The organism is Methylocella silvestris BL2, assembly GCF_000021745.1.
GTDB lineage: Bacteria > Pseudomonadota > Alphaproteobacteria > Rhizobiales > Beijerinckiaceae > Methylocapsa > Methylocapsa silvestris.
Genome location: NC_011666.1, coordinates 3583113 through 3608554, shown reverse-complemented (window position 1 = coordinate 3608554; position 25442 = coordinate 3583113). Strand labels below are relative to the sequence as shown.

Here is a 25442-nt window from a genome sequence, read left to right as displayed (position 1 = left end):
ATCGAGAGAATGGGAATAGCTGCGGGCTCGCCAACAGTTGATCACGATGATTTTGAATCGAATCGGTCCAAAGTCATGCGCGGGATCGATCTAAGCGTTTAGAGTGGGATGCGGGCGGAAACCGGGGCCCGCTTTTCCTGATCCCGCTCGGGACGCCGCCGAGTTCGCTCGGGACTAAAATCCGACGCTTTTGTGATTTAGATGATTTCGACCGCAATTTACGGGTGCTGACATGAAAATACTTGGCGTTATGCTTGCTTTGACGACCGCATTGGTCGCTGTGACCCCGGGTCGCGCCGATCCAGCGGCGCCGAAAGGCGAAGCTGCCCCGCATGCGCCCGCGTCGAAACCCCCGGCGAAAGCGCAGCAGACCTTCGATATCGTCCGCAAAGGCGACAAGATCGGCTCGAATGTGATCGACATCGAGCGCAAGGGCGATACGACCACAGCCAAGAACAAGACCAATATTTCGGTCAAGATCATGTATATCGAAGCCTATCGCTACGAGCACGCCTGCAGCGAAACCTGGAAAGCCGGTCAGCTCACCGCCTTCAAATCGCAGACCGACGATAATGGAACGAAGCACACGATCGAAATCGCCCCGTCTGCGACGCCGGACAAGATCACGCTGATCGTCGACGGCAAGTCGTCGGAGGAGCCGAAATCGATCGCGCCGGCGAGCCTGTGGAGCCGGGATCTTGTTACGCGGACCGAGCTGTTCGATCCCGCCGACGGCAAGAGATATACGGTGAAGGTCAAGGATCTTGGCGAAGAGACGCTGACGATCGGCGGCGTGGCGCGCAAGACGCAGCATTTTCAGCTGTCAGCCAAGCCCCCCGAGGATTTCGACCGCGACCTCTGGTTTGACGGCGACGAGTTGGTGCGGATGAAACTCGTCGGGTCCGACAAGTCGGTTGTCGTCTCCGATCTTGTAAAATAGGGTTTTGGCGGGCGCTCAGCCGCTCGCCACAGACCCTATTTGGAGCGCTGTTCGGCGACGACGCGCTCCGCCGCCGGCGCTTCGGCAAGCAAAGAATCGATGCGGTCGCGCTCGCGCTTGAAATTGGCCAGCATGCGCCCGTCGAACTCACGCGTGCGCGACAGTTTCACCTTCATCGGATCGACGAAATGGCCGTTGACCAGCACCTCGTAATGGAGATGCGGCCCGGTCGCGAGGCCGGTCTGGCCGAGATAGCCGATGACCTGACCCTGCTTGACGCGCGCGCCCTCGCCCGCCCCGCGGGCAAAGCCCGACATATGGTTATAGGTCGTGACATAGCCGTTGGCGTGTTCGATCTCGACGCGGCGGCCATAGCCTGAATCCCATCCCGCCTTGACGATCACGCCATTGCCGGCGGCGACGATCGGCGTGCCGATCGGAGCCGCCCAGTCGACGCCGGTGTGCGGACGCGTGTAGCCGAGGATCGGATGGAACCGCGACCCGAATCCCGAGGTGAATTTGGCGTTGAGGATCGGCGTGCGCACGAGGAATTTTCGGGTCGACCGTCCGTCCTGATCGTAGAAATCGACGACGCCATCGTCCGGCGTCTGGTACCGATAATAGCGGTACGTCTCGCCGCGCGCCGTGATCGTCGCATAAAGGAGCTGATTGCGCGCCTCGCCCTCGTCGCTTTCGTCGTAGAAGGCCTCGAACGAATCGCCGCCGCTAACGGAGCGCTGAAAATCGACGTCATTGGCAAAGACGCGCACGAGATCATCGATGATCGGACGCGGGATTTCCTGTTTCAACGCCGTTTCATAAAGCGAATCATAAAGGCGCAGGCCGTCCTCGTCTTCGCTGTCGTCGGTCTGACGCTTGGCCGGACGCGCGGGCGCCGTGACGCGCACATAGTCGCCGCGATCGTTGATGGCGACGGCGCTCTCGAGGCTCTCCTCCTGGTAGACGGAAAGCCGCGCCAGCGTCGTTTTCTCCTCGGCGCCCTCGAGGTCGGCGAACAGCAGCTTAATGCGACGTCCCTCCGGGGCCGCCGATTCGCCGGCCTTCAGTTTGAACGCGGCGATCACCAAGGCGGCCTTATCCCTGCTGAGCCCCGCCGCGCGCAGGACGTCGTCGAGCGTCTCGCCATGGCGCACCACAACGAGCCGCTCCTCGGTTTGCGCCGGCTTTGCCGGCTGCGGCGCGCGCGCGACATTGGTCACGTTTTCCGGCACCATGCGCACTTCGATCGCGGAAAAGGGCGTCGTCTTGATTTGCTCGGCGGGATTTGCGTAGGCGAGCATGCCGGGCAGATTGGCGCGCGCCGTGCGCATCAAGAGCAGTTGCGGCGGCAGGGCGATCTGTCTTGAACCAGCGGTCGCGCTGTTCTTGACGTGTTCGGCGACCTGGGCGCGAACCTCTTCGTCACTGAGGCTGGTCGCAGCGAGATTTTCCACCGAGACGTCGCGCATCGTCCAGGACACTTCGGCGTCGTCCTGCACCGGCTCCGGCGCGACGTCGATCGGATTGCGCGCGTCCGCGAGAATTTTCAAGGGGTTAAACGCCGGCACATCGGCAAAGCCGCTGCTGCTGGTCAGCAGCGTAGTCTCGACGCGGGTGAAGGTGTGGGTCTTCATCACCTCCTTGTCGCCGACCTTGATCGTCGTCGGCGCGCGAAAGCTCTGCTTCGCCGCGACAATGTCGACCGCTTTGACGAGCCGATCCGCCTTGTGCTGGTTCACCCCGAAATCGACATTGATTTCCTTGCGCGGCGCAAGCGACGGCGGTTCGGGAATAAAGGCATGATTGCCGAGCGAGGCGTAGATCGCGGCGCCGATCAGCGCGCCGCCCGAGACGCCGGTTAAAATCGTGCCGGATAACCATCGGAAGGAAATACGCCGCCGGTCGAAGGACGAATGACGCTTGCCGTCCGCCTCGATCGCGGGTTCATGCCCGAGATCGACGCCGCCCTGAAAGCGGCCGAGCCAGAGCCCCGGGACGAACTGATGACTGCGCAAAGGCGCATCCATGGTCATGCGATTTTCTGGCCCTGATCGATGTCTTCGTCGTTTCCATCCGGCCGCCGCTGCGCGGCGCTTGCGGGAAAGCGCGCTGATGGTTTTTTTAGGATGATTGCAGCCGAAAGGGGCACTTGAGAAACCGAAACCTGGCGGGAAGCTGGCGGAGTGCGGCTTTACCGCGGCGGCCCGAAGGCCGACAAGGCCGACGCCGAAAGCGCCGCAGAGCCTGCTTGACCGAAAAACCGACACTCCTCAAACAGGGCGCGTCAGTTTAGCGTTAAGTCTCTTAATATTTGCGAGCAATCCTTTCCCAAGGGCGCCGTCGCTGCGGTCCCGCTTTCACGAAAGACAGGATGAGGCGCGCGCAAACGTTGCATACAAACGACAAAGCCTGCCGAACATGGCCCAAATTGGGCGTTGCGCGCGGGTGGGCCGACATCGAATGATTTGACAAGAGCGGCCAGCTTTTGTAATTGATCCTCCGCAGCGCGGCGCTCTTTCGTCCGCGCTTTTTCTATTCGCGCCTCAGCCGCTTCAGCAACCGGCCGAACGCGGAAAGCCCGACATTCAAATTTGCGTCGGGCGAAGAGCCCCGTCGTTGCGCAATGGCGGGCAATCATCGAGGGGACGCGGGCGGTTTCTCAGGAAGCGGCTCCCGTCCCGACCGGATTTCGACAACTGCAAAGAAGATGGCCCGCGGTTTCACCCGTAAGAGCCGGATCGAACACAAGGAAAAACGATGTTCGCAGTCATCAAAACCGGCGGCAAGCAATATAATGTTTCCGCCGACGACACCATTACGGTGATGGCCCTGCCCGGAGAAAAGGGCGACGCCGTCAGCTTTGACACGGTCCTGATGTTTGGCGGCGAAGGCCAATCGACGCTTGGCGCGCCCTTTATCGAGGGCGCCAGCGTTGTCGGCGAGATCGTCGAGCAGAAGCGCGGGCCGAAGGTGATCTCCTTCAAGAAGCGCCGGCGCCAGAATTCAAAGCGCAAGCGCGGTCATCGGCAGGATCTGACCCTCGTGCGCATCACCTCGCTCGGCGCCGGCGGCGCGTCACCCGCGGCGGCTGCGGCCTCAAGCGAGACGCCCGCAGCCAGCGCCCCGGAGGCCTAGGCGCTTTCGGCGCCGGCCCTCGCGAATCGGAACAAATTTTGCTTCACGGCTAGGGTCGTTTGCGCCCTAACCCCGTGAGGCTCCGCCCAATCAGTAGTCCGCGGCGAGCGATGTGCGCTTTAGCGCCTCCGCCGCACCAATTTGGAGCCAGATCGATGGCGCATAAAAAAGCAGGCGGTTCATCCCGCAACGGCCGCGACTCCGCCGGCCGACGTCTCGGCGTGAAGAAATTCGGCGGCGAGCGCGTCGTCAGCGGCAACATCATCGTCCGGCAACGGGGCACCAAATGGCATCCCGGCGCCAATGTCGGCATCGGCGTCGACCATACGCTGTTCGCCCTCGCCGATGGCGCGGTCAAATTCCTTACTAAAGACAAAGGCCGGTCTTACGTATCGGTCGTTATCGAGCAGCAGACCGAAGCAGCGGAATAAGGCGGAGCGTTCTGGAAACCTCCGCCGGATCCCAAAGACCCAGGCGGACGCGTTTCCATGTTTGACAGACTCTCTGAGACCCGGCGAGCAGACAGGGGATTGAGTGACGCGTCCGGATCGGCCGATGGGATCATGCCGCTCTTTTTGCAGAGCCCCTCGGTTCTCCGTTCCGGAGCTGAAATGTTCCCTGATCTGACAAGCGACGATATCTTCCGCCTCGAGACAAAGAGGCTTTGGCTGCGCTGGCCGCGCGCCAGCGACGCCGGAGCGATCAAGTCTTTTGCGAGCCTTGAAGAGACCGCCCGGATGACGGCGGCGATCCCGCATCCCTATCCGGCGGGAGAGGCCGAGCGCTTCATCTTCAAAGCGCGCGCCGACAACGCCAATGGCCGCGCCATGGTTCTGGTCATCAGCCAGAAGGGCGAAGGCCGGCCGGTGATCGGGCTGACCAGCGCGACCCTGACCGACAGCGGGGCGATCGAACTCGGCTTCATGGTTTCGCCATCGGCATGGGGCAAGGGCTACGCCGCCGAAGCGGCGCAGGCGCATATCGAGGCGTTGTTTGCGCTGACGCGGGCCGATTATATCTGCGCCAACGCCCGCGCCCATAACCCGGCCTCGCGTCGCGTTTTGGAAAAATGCGGCTTCGCCTATGTCGACTCCGGCCTTGATCTTCTGCCGGCGCGCGGCGGTTTGCATCCCTGCGACCGGTTCCGGCTCAGCCGCAAGGCCTGGGGCGCGCAGCGGCTCAGCCCGCAATTGCCGCCGATGCTGCATCAGACGCCGGACTCGATGCTGGCCCATCTGACGATCGCCGGCGAGTAGCGCGGCGCGGCCAACGCAGACCTGACGACCGATTAAACATTGCGCGCCGCCTTGACGGCGCGCAACATTTCCACTGAAGCCGTTAGGCTTGAAAGCGCCCCGTCTTCCCCATATTGCTGTGCTGACAGGCGACAGGGCTATGAAATTTCTCGATTCCGCGAAAATCTATATCCGCTCCGGCGACGGCGGAGCCGGCTGCCTGTCGTTCCGCCGCGAAAAATTCATCGAATTCGGCGGCCCTGACGGCGGCGACGGCGGTCGCGGCGGCGATGTCGTCGTCGAATGCGTCGGCGGCCTCAACACGCTGATCGACTACCGCTACCAGCAGCATTTCAAGGCGAAGACCGGCGTTCACGGCATGGGCAAGAACCGCGCCGGCGGCCGTGGCGCCGACGCCGTCCTCAAGGTTCCCGTCGGCACGCAGATCCTGGATGAGGACGGCGAGACCATGATCGCCGATATGACCGAAGCCGGCCAACGCCTCGTGCTTGCGCGGGGCGGCAATGGCGGCTTTGGCAATGCGCATTTCAAATCGGCGACGAACCAGGCCCCGCGCCGCGTCAATCCCGGCCAGGAAGGCGTGGAGCGCACCGTCTTGTTGCGGCTGAAGCTGATCGCCGACGCCGGCCTCGTCGGCCTGCCCAACGCCGGCAAATCGACTTTTCTTGCGACCGTCAGCGCAGCGCGGCCGAAAATCGCCGACTATCCCTTCACGACCCTTAATCCGCAGCTCGGCGTCGTCGGCTGCGACGGGCGCGAATTTGTGCTCGCCGACATTCCCGGCCTGATCGAGGGCGCGCATGAGGGAATTGGCCTTGGCGACCGGTTCCTTGGCCATGTCGAGCGCTGTCGCGTGCTGCTCCATCTCGTCGGCGCCGACACCGAGCACGCCGGCAAGGCCTATAAAACCGTACGGCGCGAACTCGAGGCCTATGGCGGCGGCCTGGCCGACAAGCCCGAGATCGTCGCTCTGTCGAAAGTCGACAGCGTCGACCCGGACACCTTGAAACAACAGGCGATGCGTCTGAAGCGCGCCGCCAAGCGCGCGCCGCTGCAGCTGTCGGCGGCGACGAACCTCAATGTGCAGAAGGCGCTGCGCGCGGTTCTTGCCGAGATCGACGCCGCAGCCGTCGCCGACGCCGCGGGGACGGCCGCCGACGCCGTCGTCTGGGCGCCATGACGCGGTCCTCGGCGGCGATGCTGGCGAGCGCGCTGCCGAGCCTTGAACGCTTCCGCCGCATCGTCATCAAGGTCGGCTCGTCGCTGCTGGTCGACCGCGCGGAGGGGCGCGTCAAGCGGGAATGGCTCGTCTGCCTCGCCGAGGATATTGCCGCGCTGCATCGGCTGGGCGCGGATGTGCTCGTGGTCTCGTCGGGGTCGATCGCGCTCGGGCGCACCGTCCTCGGCCTGCCGGACGGCGCTCTAAAACTTGAGGACAGCCAGGCCGCCGCAGCCGTCGGCCAGATTGCGCTCGCCCGCATCTGGGCCGAGACGCTCGCCTCGCATGAGATCACGGCCGGGCAGATCCTCGTCACCTATGGCGATACGGAGCAGCGCCGGCGCTATCTCAATGCGCGCGCGACCATCGGCCGCCTGCTGGATCTTCGCGCCGTGCCCGTCATCAACGAGAACGACACGGTCGCGACCTCGGAAATCCGCTATGGCGACAATGACCGGCTCGCCGCCCGCGTCGCGACGATGGCCAGCGCCGATCTGCTCATTCTTCTGTCCGATGTTCCCGGCCTCTATACGGCGCCGCCAAGCGAGGATCCGAACGCTTCGCTCGTCCCGGTGGTGCCGCGCGTCACCGCCGAGATCGAGGCGATGGCGGGAGGAGCCGCGTCACATCTGTCGCGCGGCGGCATGCGCACCAAGATCGAGGCGGCCAAGATCGCGACCACCGGCGGCGCGCATATGCTGATCGCCGACGGGCGCATCGCCCATCCGATCGAGCGGATCAAGCAAGGCGCGCCCTGCACCTGGTTCCTCACCGGCTCCAGCCCGATCACGGCGCGCAAGAAATGGATCGCCGGCTCGGTCGAGCCGCGCGGCGCACTGCATCTCGACGCCGGGGCGGAACGGGCGATCCGCGCCGGCGCCAGCCTGCTGCCGGCCGGAGTCGTAAAAGTCGAGGGCGACTTCTCGCGCGGCGATTGCGTCATCATGCGCAATGTTGCGGGCGGCGAGATCGGACGCGGCCTCGTCGCTTATGATTCTGGCGACGCGGTCCTCATCGCCGGCCATAATTCGCAAGATCTCGAAGCGATCTTGGGCGGCCCACAGCGCCCGGTCCTCATTCATCGCGACGACATGGTGGTCGCGGGCGAAAGAATGGGGTGAGTTGGCCTATTTCGCCTCGCCGCGCCATATCTTCACGTCGCTCGCGTCAAGTTTGGCGGGGATCAGCCCTTCTCGCGTAAATGCGTCCGCGATGATTTGCTGCTCCGTCAGCCCCTCGCGCGTCACGAGACCGACGGCGTAGCTGCGGTGGCTATTGGCCTCTTCCACAGCCGCGGCGTCGATGTTCCAGATGCCGGACAGGAGCGCCGCCGCCTCGGCCGGGTGGCTTTTCACCCAAAGTCCGGTCTCCTGCAGTTTGGCGAAGACAATTTTGAGCGCATCGCCGTGATTTGCGACAAAGCCGTCGGACGCCAGATAATAGCGCTTGTAGCTCGCGAGGCCGGCGGCGTCAGCTAGAACCCGCGACCCCTCCTTCAGCCGGGCGCTCGTCAGGAATGGGTCCCAGATCACCCAGGCGTCGACCTTGCCGCCGATAAAAGCGGCGCGCCCGTCGCCCGGCGCGAGATAGGCGGGCGAAATATCCCTGAACGTCAGGCCAGCCTTCTGAAGCGCGGCGAGGAGAAGAAAATGACTGCCCGCCGCCTTGGTCACCGCGATCTTGCGTCCGCGAAGATCCCCAAGGGTTTTGATGTCCGAAGCGGCCGGCACCAGAATGGCCTCAGCGCCCGGAGAAGCAGCTTCGTCGGCAACATAAACAAGCTTCGCGCCAGCCGCCTGGGCGAAAATCGGCACGGTATCGGCGACGTCGGCGCTGAAATCGAGGTGGCCCAGATTCAACGCTTCGACCAGAGGCAGGCCGCTCGTAAATTCGTGCCATTTGATTTCGACGCCAAGCGGCGCCAGCGCTTTTTCCAGTTCGCCGTTCGTCTTGAGAATCACCGAGAGCGTCGAGGATTTCTGATAGCCAAAATTCAAGATCCAGGGCGCGCTTTCCGCGGCTGCTGGAGCGCAGGCGAAAAGCGACAAGCCCACAATCCCAGAAAGGATGCGCGCCAAGAGAGTTAAGGTTCGGATCAGACGGACAGGCATAACCACCTCATGGACGCAATAATTCCATAAAGACTATAGAGTAAAAAACGAAATGCAACGTCCGGTCGCGCCGCGAACCGATAAGGAGCGTCACGACCGGCGCGACTCCGTCGAGGATTCGCGCCCCGCCTCACTCGGCCGGCGCGACGCCGTCAAGGAATCGCAGCCATTCATCGGGCAGGCCATGCGCGCGGGCACCCTCGCGCAACAGCGTGATGTAGCGCAGCGAGGGACGTCCGTCCTGTGGATTGCCCTCGGCGACATAGGTCATCGCGCGCAGCGGACGTCCGTTGGCGTCTTCGACGTCGAGCCACACCGGCCTATATCTCCGCCCCGGCACGCCTTCGGAAAAGTTGAGGCGCAGCATGTCACGAGCGGTGATCGAATAGAGAACGCCCCAGATTTCGGCGCTCCCGTCGGCACAGATATTGGCAGGCGCCGCTTTGCCTTTCGGCCGGCCGTCGAGATTGAAGCGCAGCCGGTAGCCGCCGAGCCGCCCGGGACGCCAGTCGAGCGGCCGCATCCCGCGGCGCTCGACAAAGGCGCTCTCATGCATGTTCGCGCCATAGGCGAAATACCAGACGGCGTCAGACGCGCGCCCGGCAAGTTCGAGCCCGTGCAGCCGGTAATAGAGGCGCGAGGCGAACCAGGATCGCGCCGTAAGCCTGCGCCATTCAATCCGCATCATTACCCCGCGACCCGCCGGCGTCGAAAGCTTCCATTGCGCCGCTTCCAAGGATTGAATAAATCATGGCGCTCGAACAGCTTTGAAGCGAAGAGCGATGGACAATCTAAATCGTGTGGCGTCCGGCCCCGACGTCCGGACCCTGATGGCGGAGATCGGGCGCGAAGCCCGCAAAGCCGCCCGCACGCTGTCGCTCGCCTCGACGGAAACGAAGAACAGCGCGCTTCTCGCCGCCGCCGCGGCGATCCGCACGAAGGCCGGCGCGATCGCGGCGGCCAATGCACAGGACTACGCCGCCGCGCAGGCGAAAGGCGTCGCCGGCTCCTTTCTCGACCGCCTGAAACTCGATCCCAGCCGCATCGAGGCCATGGCGCGCGGGATCGCGGAGGTCGCCGCTTTGCCCGATCCGGTCGGGCGCGTGCTGGCGCGCTTCGAACGGCCGAACGGTCTTGTGATCGAGCGGGTCGCCGTGCCGCTCGGCGTCATCGGCATCATCTATGAGAGCCGCCCGGCCGTGACCGCCGACGCCGGCGCGCTCTGCCTCAAGGCCGGCAACGCCGCGATTCTGCGCGGCGGCTCCGAGAGCCTGCGTTCGGCCGCGCTGATTCATGATTGCCTTGTCGCCGGGCTTTTGGAAGCCGGCCTGCCGGCGGCGGCGATTTCGCGCGTGCCGATCGCCGATCGCGCCGCGGTCGGGGAAATGCTGTCCGGGCTCAATGGCGACATCGACGTCATCGTGCCGCGCGGCGGCAAAAGCCTTGTCGCCCGCGTTCAGAATGAGGCGCGGGTTCCGGTCTTCGCCCATCTCGAAGGCGTCGTGCATATCTATATCGATCGCGCCGCCGACCTCGCCAAAGCGACAAAAATCCTCCTCAACGCCAAGCTGCGCCGCACCGGCGTCTGCGGGGCCGCCGAAACGCTGCTCGTCGACCGCGCCTGCGCGGCGACTCATCTCGCCCCGCTCGTCAAGACGCTGCTTGACGCCGGCTGCGCCGTGCGCGGCGACGCCGCGGCGCTCGAGGCCGATCCGCGCGTGAGCCCGGCAAGCGAAGCCGACTGGAGCGCCGAATATCTCGACGCCATCATCAGCGTGCGGCTGGTCGACGGGATCGACGGCGCCATCGCCCACATCGAAGCCTATGGCTCGCACCATACCGACTGCATCGTGACGGAAGACCCTGCCGCCGCCGACCGCTTCCTCGCCGAGGTCGATTCGGCGATCGTCATGCACAACGCCTCGACGCAATTTGCCGATGGCGGCGAGTTCGGCTTTGGCGGGGAAATCGGCATCGCCACCGGCCGCATGCACGCCCGAGGCCCGGTCGGCGTCGAGCAATTGACGACCTTCAAATACAGGGTGCATGGCGACGGGCAGATTCGTCCGTGAGACGGGATGCGCCGCCCCGCTCCAGGCCCTCATGGTGAGAAGGCCCGCAGGGCCGTCTCGAATGACGAGGACGTCTCAAGCCCCCCCTGAACGCATTCTTCGAGACGCCATTTCTGATGAGATGGCTCTTGGGATGAGCGACGGCGTGATTGAAACGGTCAACCTTGCGTCGCCGTCGCCCCGCGCCGAGCCGCGGCCTTTCCCGACGCTGCCGCCGCATCCGCCGGGGCTGCGCATCGGCCTGTTCGGCGGCAGCTTCAACCCCCCGCATGCCGGCCATCTCGCCGTCAGCCTGATCGCTTTGAGGCGATTGGGGCTGGATAACGTCTGGTGGCTGGTGAGCCCCGGCAATCCGCTGAAGGATAGGGACGAACTTGAGCCGCTCGCCGCGCGCCTCGCCGAAGCGAGGCGGCTCGCCAGAGACCCACGCATAAAGGTGAGTGCGATCGAGGCCGCGCTCGGCTCGCCGTTCAGCTTCGATACGGTGAGCTATCTGAAACGCCGCTGCCCCGGCGTTCACTTTGTCTGGATCATGGGCGCCGATAATCTGTCTTCGTTTCATCGCTGGAAGCGCTGGCGCGATTTTTTGATGCTGACGCCGATTGCGGTTGTCGACCGTCCGGGCTCGACCCTGAAAGCGATGGCGTCGCGCGCGGGCCGCGCGCTCGCGCCCTATCGCATCAGCGAAAGCGCTGCGCGCCTCCTGCCTTGCGCCAAGCCGCCTGCTTTCGTCTTCTTGCACGGGCCGCGTTCGCCCGCCTCCTCGACGGCGCTGCGCGCGGCGCGCCAGCGCTAAATAAGCGCCGAACGCAGCCTTGCCCGATCCGCCTCGCTCCCCGGAATGGCGAAGCGAAGCCAGTGCGGACGCTCAGCGAATCGGCGCGTCAAAATCCCCGCCTCGCCAAGCCGGCTGAAGCAGTATTGCGCATCGCCCGCCTCGGCCAGCCGGAACAGCGCGGTGCCGCCCGCGAGCGTCAAACCGGCTTCGATCAGGATAGCGTCGAGCTTTTCCGCATCGACCTCTAGTGTTCTGCGCGTTTCCCCGAGCCAGGACGCATCGCCCAGCGCCTGCGTCCCGATCGCCACGGCCGCGCCGGAAACCGGCCAACATCCGAGGGCGGCGCGAAGCTTTGCGGCAAACTCAGGCGCCGCCACGGCAAAGCCGAGCCGGACCCCCGGCAGGCCAAAAGCCTTGCCGAAGGAGCGCAACACGACGGCGCCGGAGGGCGGCAGATGCGGCGCGAGACTGGCGGAGGGGCCCTGAAAATCGCCGAACGCCTCATCGACAATGAGAAGCCGGCCGCTGCGGTAAAAGCGGTCGGCCAGATCGCGCAGGCGATTGATGGAGACGAGTCGTCCGTCCGGATTATTCGGATTGACGATGATCGCGACGTCGAATTTTTCCAGCGCGTCAATGTCCTCAACCACGCTGGTTTGCGCGCCAACCCGCCCCCAGGCGCGGGCGTGCTCGAAATAGGTAAAACCCAAAAGCCCGACGCGCTGCGCCGGGAGGAGATGCGGCAGCCAATTGATGATCGCCTGCGTGCCCGGCGCCGCGACGACGCTCGCCGCCTCCTCTACGCCATAGGCGGCGGCGGCGGCGCCCTCAAGCCCGGCGAGGGCCCGAGGGTCCGGCAGACGCGTAAAACTTTCGGAAGGCGGGGCGCGGAACGGATAGCAATGGGGATTGACGCCGGTCGACAGGTCGAGCCAAGGCTCGGGCGCCGCCGGAAAGATTTGTCGGGCAGTGGAGAGATCGCCGCCATGCGCCGGTTCCGCTTCGGTTTGTTCAAAGCCGCGGCCTACGCTTTCCGCGCCGGCTCCCTCGTCCAGAAAAAGCTCGTTTCTCAATCGTCTCCACTCTCAGCAAGGGGCCGCCTGTCATAAAGCGCGGCCAGACCTAACATGAATTTCCCGATGTTTTTCGCGCTGGCAAGCGTTGCGGCTGGGATCGAAGGCGCGATCGGCTACCCCAGGTCGCTTTTTGCGGCCATCGGCCATCCGGTCACCTGGATCGGCGGCCTGATCGCGTTCGCCGACCGCAGGCTCAACCGGGACGATCTGCCTTTTGGCCAACGTCGTCTTCTCGGCGCGGCGGCGCTGGTTCTCGTTCTCGGCGTGGCCGGAGGCTGCGCCTTTCTCATCGAACAATTCATTCTTCATGCCGGGCTGGCGCCCATCCTCTCGCTTATTCTCCTCGCGCTTGCCGCCTCAACCCTGATCGCGCAAAAAAGTCTTGACCAGCATGTTCGCGCCGTGGCGTTGGCGCTGGAGGAGTCTGGGCTTCAGGGCGGGCGCGTCGCGGTCGGCGCCATTGTCGGGCGCAATGTCGATCAACTCGACGAAGCCGGCGTCTGCCGCGCCGCGATCGAAAGCCTCGCCGAGAATTTTTCCGATGGCGTCGTCGCCCCAATCTTCTGGCTGGCGCTCGGCGGCCTGCCGGGCGGGGTCGCCTACAAGGCGCTGAATACAGCCGACAGCATGATCGGCCATTTGACGCCAAGACATGAAGCTTTCGGTTTTGCAGCCGCAAAGCTCGACGATCTCGCCAATTTTCTGCCCGCGCGCCTTTCGGCCGTTCTTATCGTGATCGGCGCCGCCCTCCTGCGGGGCGGGGATCCCGCAGCCGCCTGGCGCGCCATGCGCCGCGATGCGCGCGGCCATCCCTCGCCAAACGGCGGCTGGCCGGAGGCGGCTTTCGCCGGCGCCCTCGGCCTGAAGCTTGGCGGACCCCGGCAATATGGCGAGAAGCTGGTGGCGGACGGCTGGATGGGGGCGGGCTCCGAAGCCGCTGCCCCCCAGGACATTTTTCGCGCGCTGGCGCTCTATTGGCGCGCATGCCTCGTCAATCTCGCCTTGGTCGGGCTCGCCGCGCTTTGCCTCAACTGGCCAGGGTAAGCAGATGGTCGAGGTCCATATGGGACTCGAGATGGTTGGCGACGGCGTCAAGCGCGCGCTCGATCGACGCCTCATAGGACAGCCCCGATCCTTCGCCCCCCAACCGCGCCAGCAGACTGGCGCGTTGCGCCAGTTCGCTGAAGAGGCCGTGGACATAGGAGCCGCTGACCCGCCCGTCCGCCGAAACGGCGCCCTCGCGCCGGCCATCGGCCAAAATCAGCAGCGGCGCCGCGCAGCCCGGCCCAAAGGTGCGGCCAAGATGCATTTCATATCCCTTGAACGGCGCGCCATCCGCCGCCGACGCGCCCACCGCCGGAGCCAGGGTTTTGTCGCCCGTCAATTCGGTCTCGACATCGAGCAGCCCGAGCCCCGCCGCCTCGCCGGAAGGCCCTTCGACGCCGGCGGGATCGCGCAACGTCCTGCCGAGCATCTGATAGCCGCCGCAAAGGCCGATGACATGACCACCGCGGCGCACATGCGCGGCAAGATCGATGTCCCACCCCTCGCGTCGGAACGCTGCGAGATCGGCGATCGTCGTTTTGGAGCCGGGCAACAGCACGAGGCGCGCTTCGGCCGGCAGAACCTCGCCTGACCGCACCATCGCGATTTCGACGTCGGGCTCGAGCCGCAGCGGATCGAGATCGTCGAAATTGGCGATTCCCGGCAGAATTGGAACGGCGATGAGAATTTTGCCGCGGCCTTTCGGTCTTGCCGTCGAAAGGCCAAAACTGTCCTCAGCCGGCAGAAGCGCCGCCTCGGCGCAAAAGGGAATGAGCCCGAGCGCGGGCCAGCCGGATCTTTGCGCGATGAAGGCCATGCCGTCGGCGAACAGCGTCGGATCGCCACGGAATTTATTGATGATAAAGCCTTGGATCATCGCGGCGTCCTCAGGCGCGATCACGGATTTCGTGCCGACGATCTGGGCGATGACGCCGCCGCGGTCGATATCGCCGACAAGAATCACCGGAACGCCGGCGGCGCGCGCAAATCCCATATTGGCGATATCGTTCTGGCGCAGATTGACTTCGGAGGCGCTCCCCGCCCCTTCGACAACAATGAGATCCGCCTTGGCCGCAAGCTTTGAGAAACTGTCGAGCACGGCGCCGAGAAGTTTCGGCTTCCACTGCTGATAGTCGCGCGCGGCGGCGGTTCCAACGACCTTGCCCTGCACGACAATCTGCGCGCCATTGCCGGTCTGCGGCTTCAGCAGCACTGGATTCATATCGACGCTGAGGGGCGCGCCGCAGGCCAGCGCCTGCATCGCCTGGGCGCGGCCGATCTCGCCGCCGTCCGGCGTCACGGCGGCGTTGTTCGACATGTTCTGCGGCTTGAACGGCAGCACCTTCAGGCCGCGATTGCGGTAGGCGCGGCAAAGCCCGGCGACGATGAGCGACTTGCCGACGTCGGAGCCAGAGCCCTGAATCATCAGCGCGCGCGCCCTTGGCCGCCCGCCCGAAGGAGTCAAAATTCGACGCCCGCCTGCGCCCGCACCCCGGCCGCGAAATGATGCTTCACCAGCGTCATCTCGGTAACGAGATCGGCGGCGGCGATCAGCTCCGCTTTGGCGTTGCGGCCGGTGACGACGACATGGAGATCGGAGCGCCGCGCGCTAAGCACCTCGACGACGCGCGCGACCGGAAGATGATCGTAGCGCAAGGCGATGTTCAGTTCGTCGAGCACGATCAGTTTCAGGGCGGGATCGCGCATCAGGCTTTCCGCCTTGGCGAAGGCGGCCTCGGCGCTGGCGACGTCACGAGCGCGATCCTGCGTCTCCCACGTAAAACCCTCGCCGAGCGCATGAAATTCGACAAGATCGGCAAAAAGCGAGAGCGCCGCCCGCTCCCCGCTGTCCCAGACGCCCTTGCCGAACTGGACCACGGCGCAGCGCCAGCCATGACCCAGCGCGCGCAACAGAAGCCCAAACGCCGCGGTGGATTTCCCCTTGCCCGATCCGGTGTGGACCATCAGCAGGCCCTTGTCCGTGATCGTCTTGCCGGCGACTTTGGCGTCCTGAACGCGCTTGCGATTGGCCATCTTCTCGCGATGGCGCAAATCCGTCTGGTCCAGCAGTTCGTTCATCACCCTCTCCTCCCTCGGAGTGTAGCGGCCTGCGGGGCCGCGGGCAAAAGGTCAATGCCCGCAATGATTTGTGACGGAGAAAATCAACTCCGCTCTTGCGCGCGCTTTCATCGCCCATGACAATCCGCGCGCGGCTTTGACGCAAGCGTCCATGAAAAAATGCGCCCGATCGTTAGGAGAACAAGAAAATGAAGCTTGCCGCATCTCTCGCCTGCCTTGCCGCAGCAAGTCTCCTCGCAGCGGCATCGGCGCGCGCCGATGGCGCCGGGGACCCCGCGCCGGTCACCTCGACAAACGGCGAATATTTCGACAAGGACGGCAACCCGACCTATAAGATCGGGAAGGACGGCATGGTCGATTGGTATACGTTCATCGGCTACCGCATGTATGGCGCAAACTGCCTGCAGTGCCATGGCCCCGACGCGCTCGGCTCATCTTATGCGCCCTCTCTCGTCGATTCGCTCAAATCCCTGACGACGCAGCAGGTGCAGGGCACGATCATCGGCGGCAAGCGTAACATCAGCGCCTCGCAGGAGCTGGTCATGCCGAGCTTCGGCGAGAACAAGAACGTCATGTGCTATCTCGATCCGATCTACGTCTATCTCCGCGCGCGCTCGGACGGAGCGCTGAACCGCGAACGGCCGAGCAACCACGAGCCGAAGCCGGCGGATTGGGAAAAGACCATCGACGCCTGTTTTGGGTGAGTCTGACGTCGCGATTGACACGACAGCCACAGGGTCTACTCTCGCGCCCGTAACGGTCCCTCTGCCGAGGGTTTAAAGGGAATGTGGCGCGCGCTTTCCAAAAGCGCGCAATCCACAGCTGCCCCCGCAACTGTAAGCGGGTAGCCGCGCGCCATAAGCCACTGGAAGCCATAAGCTTCTGGGAAGGCGGCGAGCGGCGCCGATCCGCGAGCCAGGAAACCTGCCGTTCGATCGAGTTCTGGCCGGCGGGGCGCTCCGGCCATGATCGATGCCGGCTATTGCGCCGGCAGAAGGGGCGCTCGCAGCGCCCCCCTTTCCTCAGCGCCCGCGTCGAGCGGAGACCCCGGGCCTGATGAATGATCTCTCCAGCGCGCGCCTGTCGCGGATTCCCGCCACCATCATCACCGGCTTCCTCGGCGCCGGGAAGACGACGCTGATCCGTCATCTCCTAGCCCATAACGCGGGGCGGCGCCTCGCTTTGATCATCAATGAATTCGGCGATATCGGCGTCGACCGCGACATTTTACGCGGCTGCGACGATCTCGGCTGCGACGCGGACGCCATCGTCGAACTCGCCAATGGCTGCATCTGCTGCACTGTCGCCGATGATTTCCTGCCCGCGATCGAGCGCCTGCTCGCGCTCGATCCGCCGCCCGAGCACATCGTCATCGAGACTTCGGGCCTCGCCCTGCCAAAGCCGCTCGTCAAGGCGTTCGACTGGCCGCAGATCCGCGCGCGGCTCACGGTCGACGGCGTCATCGCCGTCGTCGACGGCGCAGCGGCGGCCGAGGGACGCTTTGCCGACGATCCCCTGAAACTGGCGCGCCAGCGCGAGGCCGATCCCTCGATCGCGCATGATAATCCGCTGGAAGAGGTTTTCGAGGATCAGCTGCTCTGCGCCGATCTCGTCATTCTCAACAAGACCGATCTCATGTCGGCCGAGGACGAGGCGCGGGTGCGCGCCGACATCACGGCCGTTCTGCCGCGCGCCGTTCGAATCGTCGGCTCGGAGCAAGGGCGCATCGACGCCAAAATTCTTCTCGGCCTCAACGCCGCCGCCGAGGACGATCTTTTGAACCGGCGCTCGCATCATGATGACGAGGCCGATCACGACCATGATGATTTCGAAAGCCTCATCGTCGAAGCGCCGACGATCGACGACCCCGCCTCCTTCATCGGCCGCCTCGCCAGGATCGCGGAGGCTCACGACGTGCTCCGCATCAAGGGCTTCGTTGATGTGCGCGGCAAGCCGATGCGGCTTCTGGTGCAGGGCGTCGGCGCGCGCTTCAAGCATAGTTTCGACCGCCCCTGGGCTTTGGGCGAGGCGCGCGAGGGGCGGCTTGTGGTCATCGGCGAAAAGGGCCTGAACGCCGCCGCCATCCGGCAGGCGCTGGAGCGCTGAATGCATCTGCTCCGTACAGAGAGCCGATCGGTCGACGAAGCCGAGGTCGCCGTCGATCTCGCGCAGACGCCGGCCGATCTCGTCTTTCTGTCCTTTTCGGACAGCGATCTGTCGTCCTTCGCCGACGCCGCGCAAAGGCGCGGCCTGAGCATAAGGCTCGCCAATCTCGCCGATCTGAAGCACCCCTATTCCGTCGACCTCTACGTCGAAAAAGTCATTGCGAAGTCCCGCTTCGTTCTCGTGCGCCTGCTCGGCGGCCTCGACTATTGGCGCTATGGCGTCGAGGAGATTTCACGCGCCGCTCGCGTGAATGGAGTGGCCCTCGGCATCATCCCTGGAGATTCCGTCGCCGACCTGCGCCTCAGCGAGGCCTCGACCGTCGCGCAAGCCGATCTTGACGAAATTTCCGCCCGGCTGCAGGCCGGCGGGGCCGCCAATATCGGGACTGTTCTCGACTGGATCGAGGCGACGCTGAACGGACCGGCGGCGTGGACCGCGCAAGGGATGGAGCCGCCCGCTGGCCTCTATGATCCAGCCCGCCGCCGCGCCGCCAAAGACGCGCCCCGCGCGGAAATCATATTTTACCGATCATATCTCCTGGCCGGCGACACCGGGCCGATCCTGGCGCTCGCCGACGCGCTGAGCCTCCGGGGATTTGGCGTCGAGGCCGTTTTCGTGTCGAGCCTCAAGGACCCGCAAGCGATCGGTTTTCTTCGCGCGCAGTTCGGCCGGGAAAAACCTGACGTCATTTTCAATGGGACGGCGTTTTCCGCCCGGATTGAGGATGGCGCAAGCGTGCTTGACGAGGCCGACGCGCCGGTCCTGCAAATTATTTTCGCGAGCGCGACCGAGGCGCAATGGGCGGATGATCCAAGGGGCTTGCGAGCGGCCGACCTCGCCATGAATGTCGTGCTGCCGGAAATGGACGGACGGCTGATTACGCGCGCGATCGCCGTGAAGGCGGAAACGGCGCATCGCGCCGATCTTGAATTCACGCCGCTGACCCATGTCGCCCTCCCCTCGCGCATCGACTTCGTGGCGGACCTCGCGGCGGCCTGGGCCAAATTGCGCAAGACGCCGCGCTCCGAGCGCAGGATCGCTTGCATCCTGTCGGACTATCCGGGCAAGGCGGGACGCGGCGGCTATGCGGTGGGGCTCGACACGGCAAAAAGCGTCGGCGCGATCGCGCGCGCCCTGGGCCAATCCGGCTATAACATCGGCGCCTTGCCGCCGGACGACGAACTGATGCGGCTCCTCGAAGCGCAGGCGTTCGCGGTTTGCTACCCCTTGTCCGATTATAAGGAAGCGCTCGCCGCCGCGCCGCGCGCCTTCTCGGAGCAGGTTTTCGCGCAATGGGGAGATCCCGCAGGCGAAGCCGGCGCGGACGGCATGTTCCGTTTCTCGGTCATTTCGGCGAACCGTTTCTTCGTGGCGCTGCAACCCGGACGCGGCGCGGCCGCCGACCACAAGGCGAACTATCATGACGTGACGCTGGCGCCGCGCCATGCCTATATCGCCTTCTACATGTGGCTGCGGCATGCAGCGAAAATGGACGCGCTCATCCATTGCGGCGCTCACGGCACGCTGGAATGGCTCCCCGGCAAGGCCAATGCGCTCGGTCCCTCCTGCGCCCCCGAAGCCGTGCTAGGGCCGACGCCGGTCGTCTACCCGTTCATCGTCAACAATCCGGGCGAGGCGGCGCAGGCGAAGCGCCGCATCGCCGCCCTGACCATCGGCCATCTGACCCCGCCGCTGATGAGCGCGGGCAGTTTTGGCGCAGCGCAGGACATCGAATCGCTGCTCGATGAATATGCGAGCGCTGAATCGCTCGACCCGAAGCGGGCAAAGCTGATCGGCGCCGCCATCATCGCCCGCGCGCGCGAAACTGGCCTCGCTCAGGATTGCGGCATAAAGGATGACGAAAATCATCTTGACGCTCTGGCGCGCCTCGACGCCTTCCTCTGCGACGTCAAGGATATGCGCATCGGCGACGGGCTTCATGTGTTCGGCGAAGCGCCCGATCCCGGCCGTCGCGAGTCGTTGATTGCAGCTTTGCCGCACGAGGCTCGCCCCGGCGCGGGCGAACTCATCGCGCGTTGCGGCGCAGCCGAGCTCGCTGCGCTGATCGCCGCGCTCGACGGGCGGTTTGTCGCGCCGGGACCAGGCGGCGCGCCCTCTCGCGGGCGCATCGACGTGCTGCCGACAGGGCGCAATATCTACAGCGTCGATCCGCGCTCTGTCCCCACACGCACGGCCTTCGAAATCGGCAAGCGCGCGGCGGAAGAAGTGCTGCGCCGCCATGCGCGGGATCACGGCGATTGGCCAAAGCGCATCGTGATGGACATTTGGGCGAGCGCGACCATGCGCACCGGCGGCGACGATCTGGCCCAGGCCATGGCGCTGATCGGCGCCGCGCCCGTCTGGGACGCCGCAACCTCCCGCGTCAGCGGCTTCGACATCATCCCGCTCGCGAAACTCGGGCACCCGCGCGTTGACGTCACGCTGCGCATTTCCGGGATGTTCCGCGACGCCTTTCCGGCGCAGATCGCGCTCTTCGACCAGGCCGTTCGCGCCATTAGCCAGCGTGATGAAGATGACGATGATAATCCTCTTGCGGCGTTTGCGCGCAAGAGCGGCGAGGCGCCGCTGCGCATCTTCGGCGCCGCCCCCGGCGCCTTCGGGCTCTCGCTGTCGCGGGCGATCAATGACAACGCGTCGATCACGCGTGAAGAGCTAGGGCAGCTCTACATCGAGGCGACTTCGTACGCTTATCGCGGCGCGCGGGGCGAGGCGACCCAAACGTCGGCTTTCGCGGGGCGCATCGCCAGCGCCGATGCGATGATCCATGTTCAGGATCAGGTCGAGCAGGACCTTCTTGAATCCGACGCCATCGTCGATCACGCGGGTGGATTTTCCGCCGCCGCCGAGATGCTTGGCGGGCGTCCCGCGATCTACCATGTCGCGACAAGCGACGCCCAAAAGATCACAGTGCGGACCATGCCCGAGGAGATCGCCCGCATCATGCGCGGGCGCGCCGGCAATCCCCGCTGGATCAGGGGCCAGATGCAACACGGCCATCGCGGCGCGGCCGAGATCGCCGAGACCGTCGATCATCTCTTCGGCCTTGCCATCATGACCGATGCGACGCAAAGCCATCACTTCGACCTGATGTTCGACGCGACCTGCGGCGACCCTGAGGTCGCAGCGTTTCTCGCGAGCGCCAATCCGAAAGCCGCCGGGGCGATCCTATCCCGTTTCGAGGAGGCGGCGCGGCGCGGCTTTTGGCGCAGCCGGCGCAATTCGACGCATGAAGATATCAGATCGATGCGCGAGCGCCTGGCATGTTGACGCGCGCGGAGCTTCGCAAGGGCTGGTGTCCCGGCGCGCTCGCGCCGATGCAGGCGCGCGACGGGCTGATCGCGCGGCTCCGCATCAGCGGCGCCCGCCTGCCGACGGAAACGGCGCGCGCGATCGCCGCCGCCGCAAACAGGTTCGGCAATAGTCAATGCGAGCTGACGTCTCGCGCAAATCTACAGTTGCGCGGTGTGACGCTGGAGCGCCTGCCGGATCTTCTCGCCGAACTCGATCGGCTTGGCCTGATCGACCGCGACGCCGCCGCGGAATCGGTGCGCAATGTCATGATCAGCCCGCTCTCCGGAGTTTGCGGCCGGGTGGATGTGACGCCGATTGGCGCCGCGCTCGAAGCTGCGCTCATCGAAGCAACAGGCCTCCACCGCCTGCCCGGAAAATTCGGCTTCCTGATCGACGACGGCGGCCCGCTTTCGCTCTGTGATGAGATAACCGACGTTCGCTTCGCCTTCGACGAGCCGCGCGAAAAATTCGACATCGCGCTCGGCGCCGACGCCGTCGGCATTGGCTCCTGCGCGCGGGACGAAATTGTGGCGACAGCGCTCAAGATCGCCCGCGCTTTTTTGGACGTCGGCGGCGCGATGCCCGAGCCGCCGCGAAGAATGATGGACATCATTTCTGGAGGCGGACTCGCTGCGCTCGCCGCCGCCGCAGGCCGACCGGCCACGCAGCAAGCATGGGCGCCGCCCCGCCCTGCGCCGGCGCCGCCGGTCGGGCTATTGCGCTTCGGCGATCTTTTCTGCTTCGGAGCTGCTGCGCCGTTCGGGCGCCTCTCCGCAAATATGCTGGCGGCGGCGGCCGACGCGGCGCAGGTACATGGGCGCGGCGAGATCCGTCTGACGCCATGGCGGGCGCTCGTTCTGCCCGGCGTTGCGCCCAAAGGCGCAGACGCGCTCGCAGAATATTTTCACGCGGCCGGCTTCATCGTCTCCCCCGACGACAAGCGGCTCGGCGTCGCGGCCTGCGGCGGCGCGCCGGCCTGCACGCGGGGCACGACGGCAACGCATACGGACGCGCTGGCGCTCGCGGCGCTCGCGCGACAGCTTTACCCCGACGGCCTCGCCCTGCATGTCTCGGGCTGCGCCAAGGGCTGCGCCCGGCCACGCGAAGCGCCGCTGACGCTGGTCGCCCATGACGGGCTTTACGATCTCGTTCTCGACGGCTCGCCCTTTGACGCGGCGTCTAGCCGAAATCTCTCATTGACGGCCGCGCGGGATTTGTTGCACGCCATGGCCAGCACATGACGCCGGCATCATGCTCCGGACTTTTTAAATCGATCGCGTTTCGCGGTTTTGGTCCGAATCGGTCCAAAATCATCGTGATCTCGAGCGCCGGCGCGCGCGCAGCAGCAGCGAGCAGATGAGCGCAGAGCAACAGCAAGGCCGCTTCGACTATCTGCGCGACGGCGCGGAAATCTACCGCCGCTCCTTCGCGACGATCCGGGCCGAAGCCGATCTTTCGCGCTTTTCCGCGGATGAGGAGATCGTCGCGGTGCGGGTGATCCATGCCTGCGGCATGGTCGAGATCGCCGCCGACCTTGTCTTTTCGCCGGGCGCCGCAACCCGCGCGCGGGCCGCCTTGCGCGAGGGCGCGCCGATCCTGTGCGATTCGAAAATGGTCGCCGAAGGGGTGACTCGCGCCCGGTTGCCCAACCGCAATGAGGTGATCTGCACGCTCGATCATCCGTCTGTCGCGATGCTGGCGAAAAATCTCGGCGATACGCGCAGCGCCGCCGCAATCGAACTCTGGAGCGACCGCCTCGATGGCGCAATCGTCGCCATCGGCAATGCGCCGACTGCCCTGTTTCGCCTCTTGAACCTCCTGGAGCGCTTGCCGCTGCGCCCGGCCTGCATCATCGGCATGCCCGTCGGCTTCGTCGGGGCGGCCGAATCGAAAGAGGCGCTGATCGAGACGGCGCAGGCGCCCTTCATCACGGTGCGGGGACGCAAGGGCGGCAGCGCCATGACGGCGGGCGCCCTCAACGCGCTGGCGGGCGAGGCCGAATGACCACAAGCTCGCCTCCCATTGGCCGGCTGTACGGCGTCGGGCTCGGGCCAGGCGACCCGGACCTTTTGACCGTCAAGGCCGTGAAGATTTTGAAAGCCGCGCCGGTCGTCGCCTATTTCGCCAAAAAGGGCCGGCGCGGACAGGCCCGCGCGATCCTCGAAAGCTGGCTCAGCCCCGCCTCGACGGAGCTCGCCCTGCTCTATCCCATGACGACGGAGCGCCATTTCCAGGACCCCGTCTATGTCGAGACGCTGGGCGCCTTTTACGCCAACGCCGCCGAGGAGATCGCCGGCCATCTTTCGGCCGGCCGCGACGTGGCGCTGGTCTGCGAGGGCGACCCGCTGTTCTACGGCTCCTTCATGCATCTTTATGTGCGGCTGAAGGACCGCTTCTGCGTCGAAGTCGTGCCGGGCGTCACCGGCATGTCCGGCTGCTGGAGCGCGGCGAAACTGCCGATCACCTGGGGCGACGATGTGCTGAGCGTGCTGCCGGGAACGCTCGGCGGGCCGGATCTCGCCCGGCTCCTCGGCGCCTGCGACGCTGCGATCATCATAAAACTCGGCGCGAATCTCGGTAAGGTCAGGGCCGCGATTCTTGAGGCCGGCCGTTCGAGCGCGGCGATCTATGTCGAGCATGGCACGCAAGCCGCCGAGCGGATCATTCCGCTGGACGAAAAGACCGACGATCTCGCGCCCTATTTCTCGATGATCCTCATTCCCGGCGAGGGACGGCGGCCATGACCGCGGCTTCGCCATCGTCCGGTTCGCTGAGCGTCGTCGGCATCGGCCCTGGGTTTGCGGATTGGGTGACGCCGGAGGCGGCGCGCCTCATCCATGCGGCCTCCGATCTCGTCGGCTATGCGCCCTATCTCGATCGCTGCGAGCTTGTGCCCGGACAAGCGCGCCATGCGAGCGACAACAGGGTGGAGCTCGATCGCGCCCGCGCCGCCCTTCGGCTGGCGGGCGAAGGCCGGCGCGTCGCCGTGGTCTCGGGGGGAGATCCCGGCATTTTCGCCATGGCCGCAGCGGTGTTTGAAGCGATCGAGGATGGCGAGCCGGGCTGGCGCGAGATCGACGTCACCGTCTCTCCCGGCATATCGGCGATGCAGGCCGCAGCCGCCCGGCTCGGCGCCCCGCTCGGCCATGATTTCTGCGCCATCTCCCTCTCCGACAATCTAAAACCCTGGGCGCTCGTCGAAAAGAGGTTGGCGGCGGCCGCCGACGCCGATTTCGTCATGGCGCTCTATAATCCTGCCTCCCACACGCGGCGCGAGCAGATCCGCGGCGCCTTCGCCCTTTTGCGCAAGCTGAAGTCGCCGGCGACCCCGGTGATCTTTGCGCGGGCGATCGGACGGGCGGATGAGCGCATCACCCTCTGCGACCTTGGCGACGCGGACCCGGATCTCGCCGATATGGCGACGCTGGTCATCGTCGGGTCGAGCGGAACGCGCCTGCTGCGCCGCCCGAACGGCGCGCCTTTTGTCTATACGCCGCGCGGCGCGAGGGCGGCCTCATGAATCGCGCGATGGCGAAGGATCAGATCCAGAGCCTCGGCCGGAGTTTTGACCTCGACCTGCTGGGGCGGGCGCTCGACCATGACGACGGGCAGTCCCAGCTCACGCGCCGCTTCGATCTTGCCGTAAACCGATTGGGAGCCGCTGTTCTTGGCGACCACGATGTCGATCCGCTCTTGCTTCAGAAGCCGCCGCTCCGCCTCCGCCTCAAACGGCCCGCGCGCGCTGATGAAGCGGTAGTCCGGCAGCTTCGGCGAAATGGGCTCGATGCCGCGGATCAGATAGAAATGCTGCGGCGCCGCCTCGAAGGCGGCAAGCTGCAGCCGGCCGATGGCGAGAAAAACGCGCCGGCGGGTCGCGCCGAGGAGAGCGGCGGCCTCCGCCATATCGCCGGCCGCAATCCAGCGGTCGCCGGGCTGCGCGATCCAGGGCGGGCGGCCCACGACGACCAGCGGAATTGTGCGCGCCGACGCCGCGCTGGCGGCATTGCGCGATATCTCGGCGGCGAAAGGATGAGTGGCGTCGACCAAAAGATCGACGCACTCTTCCGCGATGTAGCGCGCGAGGCCGGCCGCTCCGCCGAAGCCGCCGATTCGCATCGGAATCGGCGCCTTAACGGGGGCGGCGGTGCGCCCGGCGAGCGACAGGATCGGCGCGATGTCGGGCAGTCCGGCGAGCAGAGCCGCAAGGGCGCTCGCTTCAGCCGTGCCGCCGAGAATAAGAACGCGCATCCTTCT

Annotated in this window: 23 protein-coding genes and 1 riboswitch; of the genes, 16 read left to right on the top strand and 7 right to left on the bottom strand. The window is 65.5% G+C overall.

Features of this window, described 5'->3' with window-relative positions; translation table 11 throughout:
* The first annotated feature begins 232 nt into the window (after nt 1-232).
* A complete protein-coding gene (locus MSIL_RS16715) occupies nt 233-940 on the top strand; it encodes a DUF6134 family protein (protein ID WP_012592261.1) in 708 nt (235 codons plus the stop codon).
* 35 nt (nt 941-975) lie between these two features.
* On the opposite strand, the gene MSIL_RS16710 is transcribed toward MSIL_RS16715, so the two are convergent.
* The gene (locus MSIL_RS16710; protein WP_012592260.1) at nt 976-2973 is read right to left on the bottom strand and encodes a M23 family metallopeptidase; all 1998 of its coding nucleotides are present in this window, start codon (nt 2971-2973) and stop codon (nt 976-978) included.
* 724 nt (nt 2974-3697) lie between these two features.
* On the opposite strand from MSIL_RS16710, the gene rplU reads away from it, so the two are divergent.
* The 5 genes from rplU (at nt 3698) to proB (ending at nt 7671) form a co-directional block, all read left to right on the top strand.
* A complete protein-coding gene (gene rplU / locus MSIL_RS16705) occupies nt 3698-4075 on the top strand; it encodes a 50S ribosomal protein L21 (RefSeq protein ID WP_012592259.1) in 378 nt (125 codons plus the stop codon).
* A 155-nt stretch (nt 4076-4230) separates the two neighbouring features.
* Nucleotides 4231-4506: a 50S ribosomal protein L27 gene (rpmA, locus tag MSIL_RS16700; protein WP_012592258.1), complete on the top strand. Its 276-nt coding sequence runs from the start codon at nt 4231-4233 to the stop codon at nt 4504-4506.
* A gap of 180 nt (nt 4507-4686) precedes the next feature.
* Nucleotides 4687-5331 carry a GNAT family N-acetyltransferase gene (locus MSIL_RS16695; protein ID WP_012592257.1) on the top strand — a complete coding sequence of 215 codons (645 nt, stop codon included), beginning with the start codon at nt 4687-4689 and terminating at the stop codon, nt 5329-5331.
* Nucleotides 5332-5470: 139 nt separating this feature from the next.
* Entirely contained in the window at nt 5471-6511 is a 1041-nt protein-coding gene (obgE, locus tag MSIL_RS16690; RefSeq protein ID WP_012592256.1) for a GTPase ObgE, read from the top strand.
* Nucleotides 6508-7671, top strand: a complete 1164-nt coding sequence (proB, locus tag MSIL_RS16685) for a glutamate 5-kinase (RefSeq protein ID WP_012592255.1) — start codon at nt 6508-6510, stop codon at nt 7669-7671. Before obgE ends, proB begins: the two co-directional genes overlap by 4 nt.
* A gap of 6 nt (nt 7672-7677) precedes the next feature.
* Here proB and MSIL_RS16680 read toward each other — a convergent pair whose 3' ends face one another.
* Both MSIL_RS16680 and MSIL_RS16675 read right to left on the bottom strand, forming a co-directional pair.
* Nucleotides 7678-8661 (bottom strand): aliphatic sulfonate ABC transporter substrate-binding protein, encoded by a 984-nt coding sequence (locus tag MSIL_RS16680; protein WP_012592254.1) that lies wholly within the window; start codon nt 8659-8661, stop codon nt 7678-7680.
* A 130-nt stretch (nt 8662-8791) separates the two neighbouring features.
* A complete protein-coding gene (locus MSIL_RS16675) occupies nt 8792-9349 on the bottom strand; it encodes a gamma-glutamylcyclotransferase family protein (RefSeq protein WP_148213126.1) in 558 nt (185 codons plus the stop codon).
* Between the two features lie 94 nt (nt 9350-9443).
* On the opposite strand from MSIL_RS16675, the gene MSIL_RS16670 reads away from it, so the two are divergent.
* A complete protein-coding gene (locus MSIL_RS16670; protein WP_012592252.1) occupies nt 9444-10733 on the top strand; it encodes a glutamate-5-semialdehyde dehydrogenase in 1290 nt (429 codons plus the stop codon).
* A gap of 133 nt (nt 10734-10866) precedes the next feature.
* Nucleotides 10867-11529: a nicotinate-nucleotide adenylyltransferase gene (locus MSIL_RS16665; RefSeq protein WP_012592251.1), complete on the top strand. Its 663-nt coding sequence runs from the start codon at nt 10867-10869 to the stop codon at nt 11527-11529.
* Here MSIL_RS16665 and cobD read toward each other — a convergent pair.
* Nucleotides 11526-12584, bottom strand: coding sequence for a threonine-phosphate decarboxylase CobD (gene cobD / locus MSIL_RS16660; RefSeq protein WP_012592250.1), 1059 nt, complete (start codon nt 12582-12584; stop codon nt 11526-11528). The genes MSIL_RS16665 and cobD overlap by 4 nt on opposite strands.
* 66 nt (nt 12585-12650) lie before the next feature.
* Here cobD and cbiB point away from each other — a divergent pair, with 66 nt between their 5' ends.
* Complete coding sequence (cbiB, locus tag MSIL_RS16655) at nt 12651-13631, top strand: adenosylcobinamide-phosphate synthase CbiB (RefSeq protein ID WP_148213124.1); 981 nt, start codon at nt 12651-12653, stop codon at nt 13629-13631.
* Here the strand turns inward: cbiB and MSIL_RS16650 are convergent.
* Together MSIL_RS16650 and cobO are read right to left on the bottom strand one after the other, a co-directional pair.
* The gene (locus MSIL_RS16650; RefSeq protein WP_012592248.1) at nt 13615-15057 is read right to left on the bottom strand and encodes a cobyric acid synthase; all 1443 of its coding nucleotides are present in this window, start codon (nt 15055-15057) and stop codon (nt 13615-13617) included. The two genes, cbiB and MSIL_RS16650, sit on opposite strands and share 17 nt — an antisense overlap.
* Before the next feature lie 35 nt (nt 15058-15092).
* Nucleotides 15093-15710, bottom strand: coding sequence for a cob(I)yrinic acid a,c-diamide adenosyltransferase (cobO, locus tag MSIL_RS16645; RefSeq protein WP_012592247.1), 618 nt, complete (start codon nt 15708-15710; stop codon nt 15093-15095).
* Nucleotides 15711-15898: 188 nt separating this feature from the next.
* Between cobO and MSIL_RS16640 the strand changes: the two genes are divergently transcribed.
* From MSIL_RS16640 to cobJ, 7 genes are all read left to right on the top strand, one after another.
* Entirely contained in the window at nt 15899-16414 is a 516-nt protein-coding gene (locus MSIL_RS16640; protein ID WP_012592246.1) for a c-type cytochrome, methanol metabolism-related, read from the top strand.
* Between the two features lie 35 nt (nt 16415-16449).
* Nucleotides 16450-16656: riboswitch (cobalamin riboswitch) on the top strand.
* A gap of 110 nt (nt 16657-16766) precedes the next feature.
* On the top strand, nt 16767-17816 hold the full coding sequence (gene cobW / locus MSIL_RS16635) for a cobalamin biosynthesis protein CobW (protein WP_012592245.1): 1050 nt from the start codon (nt 16767-16769) through the stop codon (nt 17814-17816).
* Entirely contained in the window at nt 17817-21164 is a 3348-nt protein-coding gene (gene cobN, locus MSIL_RS16630) for a cobaltochelatase subunit CobN (protein ID WP_012592244.1), read from the top strand.
* On the top strand, nt 21158-22429 hold the full coding sequence (gene cobG / locus MSIL_RS16625) for a precorrin-3B synthase (RefSeq protein ID WP_012592243.1): 1272 nt from the start codon (nt 21158-21160) through the stop codon (nt 22427-22429). Before cobN ends, cobG begins: the two co-directional genes overlap by 7 nt.
* 115 nt (nt 22430-22544) lie before the next feature.
* Complete coding sequence (locus MSIL_RS16620; protein ID WP_012592242.1) at nt 22545-23192, top strand: precorrin-8X methylmutase; 648 nt, start codon at nt 22545-22547, stop codon at nt 23190-23192.
* Nucleotides 23189-23932 carry a precorrin-2 C(20)-methyltransferase gene (locus MSIL_RS16615; protein ID WP_012592241.1) on the top strand — a complete coding sequence of 248 codons (744 nt, stop codon included), beginning with the start codon at nt 23189-23191 and terminating at the stop codon, nt 23930-23932. The genes MSIL_RS16620 and MSIL_RS16615 overlap by 4 nt, the downstream gene beginning before the upstream one ends.
* Entirely contained in the window at nt 23929-24708 is a 780-nt protein-coding gene (gene cobJ / locus MSIL_RS16610; protein ID WP_012592240.1) for a precorrin-3B C(17)-methyltransferase, read from the top strand. The genes MSIL_RS16615 and cobJ overlap by 4 nt, the downstream gene beginning before the upstream one ends.
* On the opposite strand, the gene MSIL_RS16605 is transcribed toward cobJ, so the two are convergent.
* Entirely contained in the window at nt 24675-25436 is a 762-nt protein-coding gene (locus tag MSIL_RS16605; protein WP_012592239.1) for a cobalt-precorrin-6A reductase, read from the bottom strand. The genes cobJ and MSIL_RS16605 overlap by 34 nt on opposite strands.
* Nucleotides 25437-25442 lie beyond the last annotated feature (6 nt).

Excerpts from the sequence above, each read along its gene's own strand:
- MSIL_RS16715 (WP_012592261.1), top strand. The coding sequence starts at position 233 with ATGAAAATACTTGGCGTTATGCTTGCTTTGACGACCGCATTGGTCGCT.
- MSIL_RS16710 (WP_012592260.1), bottom strand. The coding sequence starts at position 2,973 with ATGACCATGGATGCGCCTTTGCGCAGTCATCAGTTCGTCCCGGGGCTC.
- rplU (WP_012592259.1), top strand. The coding sequence starts at position 3,698 with ATGTTCGCAGTCATCAAAACCGGCGGCAAGCAATATAATGTTTCCGCC.
- rpmA (WP_012592258.1), top strand. The coding sequence starts at position 4,231 with ATGGCGCATAAAAAAGCAGGCGGTTCATCCCGCAACGGCCGCGACTCC.
- MSIL_RS16695 (WP_012592257.1), top strand. The coding sequence starts at position 4,687 with ATGTTCCCTGATCTGACAAGCGACGATATCTTCCGCCTCGAGACAAAG.
- obgE (WP_012592256.1), top strand. The coding sequence starts at position 5,471 with ATGAAATTTCTCGATTCCGCGAAAATCTATATCCGCTCCGGCGACGGC.
- proB (WP_012592255.1), top strand. The coding sequence starts at position 6,508 with ATGACGCGGTCCTCGGCGGCGATGCTGGCGAGCGCGCTGCCGAGCCTT.
- MSIL_RS16680 (WP_012592254.1), bottom strand. The coding sequence starts at position 8,661 with ATGCCTGTCCGTCTGATCCGAACCTTAACTCTCTTGGCGCGCATCCTT.
- MSIL_RS16675 (WP_148213126.1), bottom strand. The coding sequence starts at position 9,349 with ATGATGCGGATTGAATGGCGCAGGCTTACGGCGCGATCCTGGTTCGCC.
- MSIL_RS16670 (WP_012592252.1), top strand. The coding sequence starts at position 9,444 with ATGGACAATCTAAATCGTGTGGCGTCCGGCCCCGACGTCCGGACCCTG.
- MSIL_RS16665 (WP_012592251.1), top strand. The coding sequence starts at position 10,867 with ATGAGCGACGGCGTGATTGAAACGGTCAACCTTGCGTCGCCGTCGCCC.
- cbiB (WP_148213124.1), top strand. The coding sequence starts at position 12,651 with ATGTTTTTCGCGCTGGCAAGCGTTGCGGCTGGGATCGAAGGCGCGATC.
- MSIL_RS16650 (WP_012592248.1), bottom strand. The coding sequence starts at position 15,057 with ATGATTCAGGGCTCTGGCTCCGACGTCGGCAAGTCGCTCATCGTCGCC.
- cobO (WP_012592247.1), bottom strand. The coding sequence starts at position 15,710 with ATGAACGAACTGCTGGACCAGACGGATTTGCGCCATCGCGAGAAGATG.
- MSIL_RS16640 (WP_012592246.1), top strand. The coding sequence starts at position 15,899 with ATGAAGCTTGCCGCATCTCTCGCCTGCCTTGCCGCAGCAAGTCTCCTC.
- cobW (WP_012592245.1), top strand. The coding sequence starts at position 16,767 with ATGAATGATCTCTCCAGCGCGCGCCTGTCGCGGATTCCCGCCACCATC.
- cobN (WP_012592244.1), top strand. The coding sequence starts at position 17,817 with ATGCATCTGCTCCGTACAGAGAGCCGATCGGTCGACGAAGCCGAGGTC.
- cobG (WP_012592243.1), top strand. The coding sequence starts at position 21,158 with ATGTTGACGCGCGCGGAGCTTCGCAAGGGCTGGTGTCCCGGCGCGCTC.
- MSIL_RS16620 (WP_012592242.1), top strand. The coding sequence starts at position 22,545 with ATGAGCGCAGAGCAACAGCAAGGCCGCTTCGACTATCTGCGCGACGGC.
- MSIL_RS16615 (WP_012592241.1), top strand. The coding sequence starts at position 23,189 with ATGACCACAAGCTCGCCTCCCATTGGCCGGCTGTACGGCGTCGGGCTC.
- cobJ (WP_012592240.1), top strand. The coding sequence starts at position 23,929 with ATGACCGCGGCTTCGCCATCGTCCGGTTCGCTGAGCGTCGTCGGCATC.
- MSIL_RS16605 (WP_012592239.1), bottom strand. The coding sequence starts at position 25,436 with ATGCGCGTTCTTATTCTCGGCGGCACGGCTGAAGCGAGCGCCCTTGCG.